9 protein-coding genes are annotated in these 13,001 nt (G+C 43.5%); 6 read left to right on the forward strand and 3 right to left on the reverse strand.

Annotated features, from left to right (window positions below):
- A partial coding sequence (locus AC58QC_RS24465; protein ID WP_497417742.1) for an IS3 family transposase occupies window positions 1-134 on the forward strand: 134 nt, incomplete at its 5' end.
- Between the two features lie 234 nt (window positions 135-368).
- On the opposite strand, the gene AC58QC_RS24470 is transcribed toward AC58QC_RS24465, so the two are convergent.
- Entirely contained in the window at window positions 369-1,235 is an 867-nt protein-coding gene (locus AC58QC_RS24470) for a phytanoyl-CoA dioxygenase family protein (protein WP_497417659.1), read from the reverse strand.
- 141 nt (window positions 1,236-1,376) lie between these two features.
- Between AC58QC_RS24470 and AC58QC_RS24475 the strand changes: the two genes are divergently transcribed.
- Both AC58QC_RS24475 and AC58QC_RS24480 read left to right on the forward strand, forming a co-directional pair.
- Entirely contained in the window at window positions 1,377-2,231 is an 855-nt protein-coding gene (locus tag AC58QC_RS24475; RefSeq protein WP_497417660.1) for an AraC family transcriptional regulator, read from the forward strand.
- Window positions 2,232-2,339: 108 nt separating this feature from the next.
- Window positions 2,340-4,247, forward strand: a complete 1,908-nt coding sequence (locus tag AC58QC_RS24480) for a glucosidase family protein (protein ID WP_497417661.1) — start codon at window positions 2,340-2,342, stop codon at window positions 4,245-4,247.
- Window positions 4,248-4,284: 37 nt separating this feature from the next.
- Here AC58QC_RS24480 and AC58QC_RS24485 read toward each other — a convergent pair whose 3' ends face one another.
- A complete protein-coding gene (locus AC58QC_RS24485) occupies window positions 4,285-5,100 on the reverse strand; it encodes a helix-turn-helix domain-containing protein (protein WP_497417743.1) in 816 nt (271 codons plus the stop codon).
- A gap of 194 nt (window positions 5,101-5,294) precedes the next feature.
- Here AC58QC_RS24485 and AC58QC_RS24490 point away from each other — a divergent pair, with 194 nt between their 5' ends.
- The 3 genes from AC58QC_RS24490 (at window position 5,295) to AC58QC_RS24500 (ending at window position 11,652) form a co-directional block, all read left to right on the forward strand.
- On the forward strand, window positions 5,295-6,119 hold the full coding sequence (locus AC58QC_RS24490; RefSeq protein ID WP_497417662.1) for a phytanoyl-CoA dioxygenase family protein: 825 nt from the start codon (window positions 5,295-5,297) through the stop codon (window positions 6,117-6,119).
- Window positions 6,120-6,263: 144 nt separating this feature from the next.
- On the forward strand, window positions 6,264-6,974 hold the full coding sequence (locus tag AC58QC_RS24495) for a YebC/PmpR family DNA-binding transcriptional regulator (protein WP_497417663.1): 711 nt from the start codon (window positions 6,264-6,266) through the stop codon (window positions 6,972-6,974).
- 397 nt (window positions 6,975-7,371) lie between these two features.
- Complete coding sequence (locus AC58QC_RS24500) at window positions 7,372-11,652, forward strand: S8 family serine peptidase (protein ID WP_497417664.1); 4,281 nt, start codon at window positions 7,372-7,374, stop codon at window positions 11,650-11,652.
- A 45-nt stretch (window positions 11,653-11,697) separates the two neighbouring features.
- Here the strand turns inward: AC58QC_RS24500 and AC58QC_RS24505 are convergent, their stop codons facing one another.
- The gene (locus tag AC58QC_RS24505; protein ID WP_497417665.1) at window positions 11,698-12,927 is read right to left on the reverse strand and encodes a helix-turn-helix domain-containing protein; all 1,230 of its coding nucleotides are present in this window, start codon (window positions 12,925-12,927) and stop codon (window positions 11,698-11,700) included.
- Window positions 12,928-13,001 lie beyond the last annotated feature (74 nt).

A 13,001-nucleotide genomic window follows, 5' to 3' on the forward strand; every position in this document is an offset into this window, starting at 1 on the left:
TGACCAAAGCCCAAGCACAACAAGATATGTTCGAGTACATTGAACTTTTTTACAATCGTAAAAGGATCCATGGCTCTTTGGGTTACCTTTCACCAGTTCAATTTGAAAAAAACTATTACAGAGTCGTTGGTTAATTCTCTTAGCGAGTGTCTACTTAGTTGACAGAGGTCCAATTTTCCAGTTAAAGTTGTAAAAATGCGAAATTGCACGGAAATAGCTGTATGTTTTCCAGTTAATGCTCAACACGGGTGAACCCCAGAGTTAGCGCCGGGTTTCCCTGTTCATCCATAGACAAGAAACAAGCTGAAGCGCTGCGCTTCAGCTTGTTTCTTGTCTAACGTTCAGGTCGTTCCTGAAGGACCTTCAAACTAATCCATGTGCTCAGGCTTACTAGCTAGCCAATCCTCAAGCGTAGCTACACGTGATGGATATTTGTAGCTTCTCGCTAGAAAGCCTACACCATGCTGCAGCATGGGATCTTGATCTGTAGGCTGATAACGCAGATCAACACTCCAGCGAACCTCATTGGACATATTCGGGGTGGACATATGGAGACAGCGATCGTTGAACAGAATCGCGCTTCCAGCGGGTACAGGCAGGGCTACCGTTTCCGTTTTGCCAAGCTGACTATCTTTGAGTGCTGTATACCCTGTTCCTGTGTAGGTTTCACGATGCCACTTGAGCACACGTTTGCGATGTGTCTGGGGCTTGATATGGAGGCACCCATTCACTTCATTCGCATCGACAAGCGGGATCCATACGGTAATAACGGGATTCGCGTTTGCATCCGGCCAATACGATTTATCTTGATGCCAAGGAACTGCGCCAGCAGCTACTTTCGGGACCTTTGGGCGTACGTTATATACCGGGTTAGAGAATAACTCTCCGCCAATTAACGATTCTACCGCGTCCAAAATTTTCGGGTTGCTCATCAGGGTGAAGTAGCCAGGGATGCGGTCTCGCCAGCTTCGGCCGTATTTCAGGAAGTTTTCGGCGGACAAATCCTGAAACAGCTCAGCTAAGCGATTTGGAAATGGCCGATCCTCAAGCTTATCCGTGATAAGTCCATCCGCGAACAGTTCATCCGCAATCATTGAAACCTTCGCATTCATCGCTTCTCGAGCAGAGGCTAAGTCCTCTTCCGACAATAAATGAGGGATGATGAGATAGCCTTGTTCCTCGTAAAACTGCGATTGCTCGGTAGTTAAACTTCCGCTTCCATTTTGCTTGATCATCCTACTCATCCTCCAACATGTGTTGTAATATAGAAAATAATAACATTCCATGTGGTAGTTGTATTTGCTTCTGTGTTCGTCTATTGATCAATTCTTCCGCTCATTCATTTCGTAAATTTACTAACGATTGTGAGGGTTACGATGACTTCCTTATCTTCCATTAATCCCTATGTAAGAGTGGGCCATTATTATCAATTTCCAATTAAACGAAACCAAGCTGAGGTAGGCAGGATCGGGTACTGCTATGCCTTTCATTTCGTCGCCAGTGGCAAAGGAACGGTTTCCGCCCAGGGGAAAACATATCCTGTGAAGAAAGGTGATCTGATCTATTTTCCACCTGAGGTTGGTCACTCTTTTTACGCCAATACAGATCAACCGTTAGCCACCTACAATCTGTATTGTGATCTCTGGAATTATAAATTGAGAAGTGGTCAACATCTCTTTTGGGACGAGTCTGACTTTAATTGTGAGTTGCTAACGCCTATTGTCCCGTGTCCAGAGCTGGCCATGCTACCTGTCGTGACGCCCATCCAACATGATGCTTCACTTGGTCAATTATTCATACATGCTGTGACTCAATCGAGGAAAAGTGACGACTACTCCGAATTAATCGTAAGCAATCTCCTCAAAGCATTCCTTCTTGCGCTTGTACAAATCGCTTCAACGCCACACTTCATCGATTACCGAATCATCCCGATCATCGAGCGCATGGACAGGGAAGCGAATGCAAGTCGAGGTTATGATGAATGGATGAGCCAATGTGGGCTTCGCAAAACTCAATTTCATGAGCTATTCAAGCAGGCTACAGGGATCTCGCCCAAAGCGTACTGGACCAAAGCCATTATGAGGCAAGCGGAAGCAGCTTTGTGGGAAAGCAATCGCTCCATAACAGCCATTGCGGAGGATTTCGGTTATTCGTCGGTCCATCATTTTTCCAAACAATTCACACAATTCCATGGTGTTTCGCCAACGGAGTTCCGAAGGAGGAAGAGTTAGTTGGGAAAATGGTAAAATCGCACTCATTAAATCTCGCTTGCCAGCCAAGTTGTCATAGAAGCAATCCTATCGAAGTAAGGTTAAATAGAACAGGAAGGGGGCGGAAGGATGCGTTGGCAATTAGGCGAAGTAGCCGGAATCGTCTGGGACATTCGACTCGGAGACCTTGCTCATCAGGATCATGTAGAAATGAGCGGGAAAGAGGTTTCCCTTATCGTGACGTATGGCATAGATCCGGAAGGAGGCGTTATTTTAAAACGCAAAGTGGTGTGGCCTCGTCTGCGTACGATTCCGAATGATACACATGCCAGTTTAATGGAGGAATTCGGACAGGAGCTTATGCCGAGTATGCGTGTTGGGGGTCAACCTGTTCAGGAAAAGCTGTTCAGAATTACGTTCGACGGGATGCTGCAATTGGCCTCTGTATCCGATCAAGGGGTTCTTGTACGTAGAACTGTATTTACGGCGAGAGATAAACCGTACGCGCTAGAACGCGTACAAGTTCAGAACTTGACGGAGGACGCTGTGCAGCTCGAGATAGAGCGGATAGCAAAATCACATTATCGCAGAGGCACCAAAGGGATTTATGTGGTGGAAGCAGGACATAATGCGCCAGCATCCGTGGTGCTGGAAGCAGGTGAGACGCTGGAATTCATGGGTTGGATTTGTGCTGCGACCATACAAGAGCCCAAAGAAAGTCTGGACGTCGTAAACGAGGAAGGAAAGCGGCGGCAATTCTTGAAGGAGCTGAGTTCGTCCTTGCAGCTTGAAACGCCAGAGCCTCATTTGAACCGGATGTTTGATCTTGCCAAAATCCGCGCGGCGGAGAGTGTATTTCGCACCAAGAGCGGTTTGATGCACTGCCCCGGAGGTGGATCCTATTATGCTGCAGTCTGGACCAACGATCAAGCGGAATATGCGGGGCCATTTTTTCCTTTTCTAGGAGAGAAGGATGCGATGGAGGCTTCCTTGAATGCCTATCGCCTCTATATGCCGTTCATGGGGCCTGACTATCATCCCATTCCTTCTTCCATTATTGCGGAAGGGGTAGATATATGGGAAGGTGCTGGAGATCGGGGCGATGCAGCGATGTATGCCTATGGTGCAGCACGGTTCGCGCTGGCAAGCGGCAGTCATAGATTAGCGGAGGAGCTGTGGCCTGCTATCGAATGGTGTTTGGCATTTTGCAGGCGGAAACGTACCAAAGATAGTGTTATCGCATCCGACTCGGATGAACTGGAGAATCGCTTTCCCAGCGGTGACGCTAATCTTTTCACATCCTCTCTCGCGTATGGTGCACTTCTGTCCTCGGCACAGCTTGCACGAGAATTAGCCAAAGCGGATACCTCTTCACGTTTAGAGGAAGAAGCCGTGGCGCTGCGGCAAGCGATTGAATCCCATTTTGGTGCAAACGTTGAGGGGTATGAGACTTATCGGTATTACGAAGGGAACGACATTCTGCGTTCGTGGATCTGCGTGCCGCTGACGATGAATATCTTAGATCGTAAGGAACAGACCATCGCAGCCTTGTTATCTTCCCGATTATGGGTGAACGGCGGACTTGTCACGCAAGCGGGAGAAACCACGTACTGGGATCGATCAACCTTGTATGCACTGCGAGGTATTCTCTATTCAGGTGAAACCGAGCAGGGGATTTCGCGACTACTCGAATACTCTCGTAACCGATTGCTTGGCGATCATGTGCCCTACGCAGTTGAAGCTTTTCCCGAAGGCAATCAACGGCATCTTTCTGCAGAGAGTGCGTTATACGCGCGAGTGATCATTGAAGGATTATTTGGCATCATCCCCACGGGTCTTGACACTTTTACATGTTGTCCGCGGTTACCTGAGGCTTGGGAGACGATGGCGCTTCGATCTATCCGAGCATTCGATTCCTGCTTCGATTTAGTCGTTTCACGATGTGGCGATGGGGTAATGATAAAATGTAGAACTCCTGATAAGACAGAAACCTATGTGTGGAATCAGGATTGCCCGATTGCGATCAAGCTACGGTGAGTTGCATGGATGCCCTAATCAGACAAGTCAGTTTTGTCTAGATTAGGGTATTTGTCTTGTGGGAATGACGTAACGAGCTTGGGGACAGGCCGTACTTCCGCTTAAACAATTTGGAGAAATGAAACTCATCATAGAACTGCAGGTTAGCTGCAATTTCTTTCACGGATAAGGATGTCGTTTCAAGAGACACTTTGGCCGACTCTAATTTGAGCTTCAACATATAATCACTTGGAGATAGGCCAGTTATAGCGCGAAATCGCGTGAAAAAGGTCGTTCGTGCCAAACCGCTCAATTGAACAAGTTCTTCAACACGAATGGCTTTGTCTAAATGCTTGTGGATATAGAGAATGATCTTGTTCAGCTCTTTATGCTGGGGCATTGTTGCAACAGACTGTTCTTTGGAGAAGAGGAGTAAGATTTCCTGCAGCAGGATGTTTGTGGCATATACGCAGCCTATCGGCTGTTCGATCAACGTTTCAATGAGGCGTTCGCATTTTTGTAAGGCCTCACCTACTTTACCTGAAGAAACGACTTCACCAATGGGAAGTTGTAGAAAGCGCGGCATAGCAATCGAACTAAAATCAATAAAGTAAAATTTCCAGTCATTATCGTGACAGCGATACGAAGTAGTAACACCCTCCTGAACAATAAAATAAGTACCTGTGTGCAGTTCGTAGGAGGCATTATGTTGTGTTAGCCTTCCTGTTCCTTCATAGGTAATAAATACGCCAGGTACATCGAAACCATTGCTCTGGGTAACGTGATAGGCATCATTCGCCTGTACTTTCCAAATGGAGCTGAATTGGCAGGAAGGGACTTCAGATTTATCAGGTAAGCCATACGGGATGTTCATAAAGGACACGAATAATACACCACCTAGAATTGTTCCAACATACATGCAAATTACGGGTTTATCGTGAAAAATATTATAATTATGTACAATTATACATGAAATACATACGGCAATCCATGGATGATTTCGCGTTATTCCCTTACATTTAAATCATAAGACACCAATCACACGTTTGAAGAGGAGTGGATGTACACATGATGGTCAAAGTAGGAAACCGCGAATTAGAACTGAATGGGGAGCATTTAACGGAGCTTAGAAGCTCAAATGATATTTTCCATGATATTGAAGCGCTACGTGAGCGGATGGAAGAAGACGGTTACTTACTCATACGCGGATTTCATAATCGAGTTAAGGTACTGGAGGCTCGTACGAGTATTTTGGAGAAAATGGCGCAAATGGGCAAGCTCGATCGGGACACGCAGCTTGAAGAAGGCGTCATGGCGGACGGCAGCAAAACCATTTTCATGGGTGGGACCAATGAAGACTTGCCTGCGTTGTTGAACGTATTAAATGGCGAGCATATCATGCGTTTTTTTGATGAATTCCTTGGTGAACCGTCGCTAACGTATCATTACAAATGGCTTCGTGCTGTTGGTAAAGGGGATTTCACAGGGGCGCACTACGATATTGTGTATATGGGCAGAGGCACGCAGAATGTCTATACTGTCTGGTCTCCGCTTGGCGACGTTTCCTATGAGATGGGTGGTCTGGCTATTTGTCTGGGCTCGCATCGATTTGAGAAATTGAAGCAATCCTACGGTTCGAAAGATTCGGATCGCGATGGGGTTGGCCATTACACGGATGATCCGCTAATCATCACGGAGAAATTTGGAGGTAAGTGGGCAACAACAGAATTTCAAGCAGGGGATGTACTCATTTTCGGCATGTTCTTGCTGCACTGCTCACTCGAGAATACGACCAGCCAGTATCGGATCAGTGTTGACGCGAGGTACCAGTCGGTAAACGAGAAGGTAGACGAAAGATGGAGCGGCAAAAAGCCGAAGGGACACTTCAAATAAAAATCCTTTGAAATATTCCTACTCCGCTCAAAGTTTGTTATTATCTATTATGACTAGATCATCAGGGCCTATGGAAACATTTTAATTTAACGTGAAAATAGGTTATGATAGGTAATGAAATCATAATAGAAAGTGGGATCCATAGTGGGACGTAAGTGGAATAACATAAAAGAGAAGAAAGCTTCTAATGATGCAAGTACGAGTCGCGTTTACGCGAAGTTCGGCCTTGAAATTTATGTAGCAGCACGGAAAGGTGAACCGGACCCTGAATCGAATCGTGCGTTGAAGGTCGTCCTTGAACGGGCCAAAACGTATAATGTACCGAAAGCGATCATTGATCGTGCGATCAATAAAGCTAAAGGCAGCTCAGATGAAATTTATGAAGAGCTTCGTTATGAAGGCTTTGGACCTAATGGTTCCATGGTCATTGTGGACACGCTAACGAATAACGTAAACCGTACCGCGTCAAGCGTGCGTGCAGCATTTAGTAAAAATGGCGGTAATATGGGGGTAACAGGTTCAGTTGCGTACATGTTCGATGCTACAGCAGCGATCGGTATTGAAAATAAGAGCATTGATGAAATCATGGAAATTTTAATGGAAGCGGATGTAGACGTTCGTGATCTTCTTGAAGAAGATGAGATGGTCATGGTTTACGCGGAGCCAGAACAGTTCCATGCCGTTCAAGAATGCTTGAAAAATGCGGGCATCACGGAGTTTACGGTTGCCGAGCTGACGATGATTGCGCAGAACAACATCTCTTTATCGGATGACGCACAAGTCCAATTTGATAAAATGATTGATGCTCTGGAAGATTTAGAGGATGTACAGCAAGTGTATCACAACGTGGAATAATGGTATGAATAAAAAGCGGTGCGAGCTCCATGGCACTGCTTTTATTGTTTAATTTGAAATCGCTTACAAGGATGACTGTGGTAATTGTTGACATTGTGAGCAGTTTACGAGCCATGTGCATTAATAATTCAGGAAACGCTTCAAGTTTTCTTGAAAATAATGAGACCTAGTCAGCACGTCATAAATCTATCAATCGCTTGCGCCTCTAGCATCTAGGGGCGTTTTTTTCGCGTTTTATGGTATTTGCACGAAAATCACACGGTGATTTCAAGCTGAAAACCTTAAAAAAGGGCCCAAATTCCCCCCATTTACGTCATTTTGAAGTGCATGTAAACTAATTGTACACAAGTTAATTAAACTCATATATGAGAATAAAAAGATAGTGAGGAGAGATGACATGCGAATAAGAAAATTCAACAAAATGACAGTAAAAGCACTAACTGGTTTATTACTTGTATCTTCATTTCTTCCCTACCAAGTATTTGCTAGTGCTCCTTCTCAGCATCCAGAGAGTCTATTAAAAAGTCTCTCGGCTGTACAAAGAAAAGCCCTAACTGAATTAAAAGTAGGACGTCCTGTCATTTCTCCAGAAATTAATCTGAAGAGTTCTGCATTAACCAACGTGATTATTGAATTTAAGCAGGCACCTGCAAAGGTAGAAGTGATCAAACAAGCGGCAGAAGGCATTCATATTGCACCTTCGGCGGCTCAGCAGTATGCGGAAGAAGATCATGAGGTTTTTAAAAAGTTTATACAAAAAATGAATGGAAGTTCAACATCTGCACCGGGAGTAACTCCATTCGCCGTTGGAGAAGAAAAGCTGAAGATTACAAAAGAATATCACTATGCATTTAATGGTGTAGCGATGACCTTACCAGGTTCTGAAATTGAGGCGCTATTGAAATCAGGCGTCGTGAATCGAATTTGGAAAGATAATGTCGTAAAGCTTGATCCTAAAGAAGTGGCATTATCTTCATCTCAAGTTAATCAGCAAGTCCAACAACAATCAGATGACAATCGTATTCCTTTAGAAGGAATCGACGTTCTTCATAGCAAAGGAATTAAAGGAAAAGGGGTTAAAGTAGGCGTTCTCGATACAGGAATCGACTATAATCATCCCGATTTGAAGGCTGTTTATAAAGGTTATATAGCTCGACAGAACGTTGATCCGAAGACTATCGATCCTGCAACCGTTAAAGGGTGGGACTTCATCGATAACGATGCTGATCCCATGGAAACGACGTATAAGGATTGGGTAGATGTTGGAAAGCCTGAAGGAGCCACCTACTATACTTCGCATGGAACCCATGTATCTGGAACGATCGCTGGTCAAGGTACGAATAACGTTGCTACCCCCGCTTTAGGCGTAGCTCCTGAAGTTGATCTATATGCTTATCGAGTGCTGGGACCTTACGGGAGTGGACCAGAAAGCGGTATTATCGCAGCTATCGATAAATCTGTTCAGGACGGGATGCAAGTCATTAATTTATCGTTGGGCGCAACATATAATGATCCATTAGCCCCAGAAGCCATCGCGATAAATAACGCTACACTCTCAGGCGTAGTTTGTCTTGTAGCGGCAGGGAATTCAGGGCCGAATGAAAGAACAGTAACTGTTCCAGGAACGACTGCCCTTGGTATTACGGTAGGAGCAAGCGATTTCTCCATGACCATTCCAACGGTTTCGGCGAGCGTATACGCTAGTGTTTACACGCAGCTTCCAGATATGAAACTTTTAGCCAAAAATTTCAGTGACAACCTCGATGATTTAACAGGAAAAACATACCCGATCCAATACGCAGGACTAGGTATGAGCGCTGACTTTGAAGGTAAGGACTTTTCAGGCAAGGTAGCCTTGATTGGGCGGGGAGAGAATGCTCTGGACGAGAAAGTTGTAAATGCTAGAGCAGCTGGAGCAGAAGCGGTTGTATTGTTTAACAATGTCGATGGGGAAATCCCTCATTATACTGGACAAGGTCCCAAATTTATACCGTCTTTCCGGTTATCCAAGGCATATGGTGAATTCTTATTATCGCTTGATAAGCCTACGATTACGTTTGGATCTCTAAGCTCCATTGTAACGGAAGGCAACCGTTTGGCTGATTTTAGCGGAAGAGGGCCGGTTAATACGAATTACGACATTAAGCCGGACGTAATCGGTCCAGGTGTAGCCGTATATTCCAGCTATCCGGAGTATATCAATAGTCCTGAAGATGGGATCGATTATTCATCAGCTTATGCCCGTATTTCTGGAACTTCCATGGCAACTCCGCATATGGCAGGTATAGCAGCTCTTGTTTTACAACAAAATCCTACGTATACGCCATTTGATGTGAAAGTTGCACTGATGAATACCGCAGATGCCCTTAATGGAAATTACTCGGTTTACGAAGTGGGTGCTGGAGAAGTTGATGTTGTTGAAGCGGTTAATGCGACAACTTCAATTAAAGTAATTGCTAAGACGATTAACGAAGTAGATGGCGTTAGAGCTGAAATCGAAGACCAAACTGGATCCATATTTTTTGGGAACCATTCTAAACGTGAGAACATAGCAGTTGAGGAGAGCAGAAACCTGGTTATTCAAAATAGAAGTACTGATGCTAAACAATATCATCTCACGGTTGAATATTTACCAGCGAAGCCAGGTATTCCAAATGCTACAGCAAATGGTGTTACAGTGAATGTACCAAGCACTATCAGTGTCGCGGGTAAGCAGATGAACGATCTGGTAGCGAGCATTCAGGTTCCAGCTAATGCGGCATTAGGCAGATATGAAGGTTATATTAACATTGTTAATGCGGACCCAACTCAAGCTAATGAGAAATATCGGATTCCTTTTGCGGTTCGTGTTGTTGAACCGGGAATCGATTATATGCAATTAAGTAACCAGGCGATTATGACGAAACCGCCTGAAGTGAGCCACCCGTTTTTAGAAGATCCAGCTAAAATATTGTTTTTCAAATTGAATAGCATGATACAAACGATCAATGTGCTCATAACAGATAAAGACGGACATGTTATGGGAAGTGCTAATGGCCATACTGTTGATGCAGTTAATGCCCCGTTAGACCAAGAAATTTATATTTATCCCGTTGGCGGATGGGTGTATCCTTTTACTGGAGATCCAGCTCATCCAAGTATGAGTCCGAACTCCGTCGACTTACCGGAAGGTGCATATAAGATTAGAATGATCGCAACGGAAGCGAACGGTCACACTTTTATCAAAGAACAACCGTTTGTTGTGGATAATACACTGCCTGAACTCAAGTACCTAGACTATGCGCCGGGTGTCTACGAAGTAAGTGATGATATGTACACTGTTGAAGAAATAGACGGTAAAAGCTATCAGGCTATGTGGGTACATGCCAACGTACATGACGCAGCGCTTGATTCACTAGCATCGTCGAACATTACGCAATCTGCTAATCATCTCTATTATTATGAAAATCAGAATGTCTATCCTGATGGTGAATTCCCTGTTAAACCGAACGGAGATGTGAAGTTCGGCGTAACCAAGGATGACATCGCGGAACATCCATTAACGATGAATTTATTCCCGGTTGACATGGCCACAAACGGCCGCCTTGTTAGAGATTTCCAGCACTATGGCTTTATCAAAGCAGGATCAGATTACGTCTTACCAAAATATAATAAGAAAAAAGTATATTTGGGTGACGAGATCACCATGACCTTAAACTTAAACAATGTTCAAAAGCTAATCTCAGGAAACTATACGGTAGACTATTATAAGCATTTTGAATTTGTAAACGTTAAGGTAAATCCTGCTTTCCAAGCGATGGCTGCCCAAAAAGGCCTGAAGGTGAAATTGGATAACGCGGTCGTAAGTGATCACGATGTATACACCGAATCCAAAAAGATGGTGAAAGTCGGGGCCTCACTAACAGGAAACAATTTTCACGGATTTGATGGAGACATTGCCTTCCTAGATGTCACTTTTAGATTAACGGATGATAAGTGGTATTTGGAAAAAGATACGATGAATATTGAACAAAATATCGAAGAGTTTTTCTATATGAAAGATGGAGAAACGATAGCGACTAAAGCGCCTGTGTTTAATCAAATCAATGGATTTAATATTATTCCGAAACATTCGACCATCGCATCGGCAACTTGGGCGGAAGCATTTCTTGATGAGTATGGATACTTAGATTGGACTAAGGATTTCAGCAAAATCGGAACCAAAGTGTATGCGAAAGCAGCGGATGGAAAAAAATATGAAGGAATCATCGATCCAGGCGGAGTTTTCTACATTTACGATCTCCCTGTCTCTACAAAAGCTTATGATATTATTGTAGAGGTTCCGGGTCATTTGAAAAGTAAATTAACGGTACAATTGAGTAAAACGGAAGATGGCGAGCTTATAGGGACAGACCCGTGGCTTGCGCCAGATCAACCGCTCAGCTACGCCGGAGATGTGAATGGTGATGGGATGATCGACATTGAAGATCTCAAGAAAGTGGCCAAAGTTTACGGCAAGTCCTCCAAGAAAGAGGAGGATCTGAACCAAGATGGCATCGTGGATGAGAAGGATGTTCGTTTCATCGAAAAGAACTTCCTAAGAATTGATCCTGATGTCAAGGGTAAGCTGAAAGAGAAAGACGGGAAAAAAGGATTAGTTGAATACTTGCGTGAACTAGGTCTTGAGCCAATGAATTAGCAGCATAAATGCAAAAGAACAAGTACTCTTCGGAGTACTTGTTCTTCATGTTTTATTAATCATGATTCGTGCGATCTCCATCGCGTGATCAAATTGATTCGTCTTGGAATAATAGTCAAACAATTCTTTCTCCGAACTCTGAATTAGGTAGGTATTTCCCGACTCCCTAAACTTAGGTAAAGCAACATCACATAGATAGTGATGGTACTCGGATTCCTTTTTCTGGATTAAAAGGTTAAGGAGATTAAGAAGAAGGAAGTAGAAGGATTCCTTCAACTTCTTAGCTAGAGCTAGTCCGTCTCTTGTAATTTGGAGTAATTCGTCGCTAGGCAGCAGATCTCCATAAAAACAACTTCGAATATATCCCTCTAAAGAAAGCAGGTAAGTGCCTGTTTTCTTTTCTTTTAACTGTAATGACTGCTGATAGTATTTACTCGCTAGTTCATAGTTTTCTCTACGCATGTACTCATAAGCCAAATTATGTAGAACTCTTGCCTTTCGAATCGGTGCACTACAAATGTCACAGCTTAAAAGCAGTTTTTCAAACCGTCGAATCGTTTCTTTAAAGTCACGGCTTTTATCATCTTTGACTTGAATTAGCATCAGCATTTCAGCATCTATAATTCTTAAAAAGCTATTGATTCCTTTGAAAAAAACAAGCGATTTCTCAGCGTAAAAGTAGGCCATTACGGGTGACTGTATAGCATGGTAGGCTGAGGCCAAATGATAGTAATACTCTGGATTATTGTAATCCTCATGCACAATGGCAGTTAACGTATCAATGGCTTTTGAATACTCCTGTTTTGCCATATAATACATCCCCAGTACATGCTTGAATAAATTGGTTTCATAAGGAGGGGATTGTTGAAACTCCTTCTGAAAATGCTTGATAATCTTATTAGCTTTATCAGCTTGGTTATGCATCAGATAGTAGCGAGCCTTTAGCAAATTGTAAAGTGGTTGATAATCAGAGATCTGTATAAGTGGTTCTTTCTCTAACTCTTCATAAAGTGTATCCATATCCTCAAATAACTGCTCAATAATCACATCGTGCCAATGATGAAGACGTGTTCGTATATTTTTAAGGCGAATGGCCTCTTGTGAAATATCAATTTGAAGACGTTGGGATAGAAACGTAATAATTTCAGGAGAATACTCCGTGGATCCTCGTTCTATTTTACTAATATGCGTATCCGAGCAAATACCTCGCCCCAGTTGTTCTTGTGTTAATTGGGATGTTTCTCGATAGAATTTAATTATTTTACCTTCATACATATCAAATTCCCCCCAAAAAAAATAATCACGACTTGAATCATACCTAGGAATATAGTCGTGACTCCTAATAAGAC

This window comes from Paenibacillus sp. J22P51 (assembly GCF_059692215.1).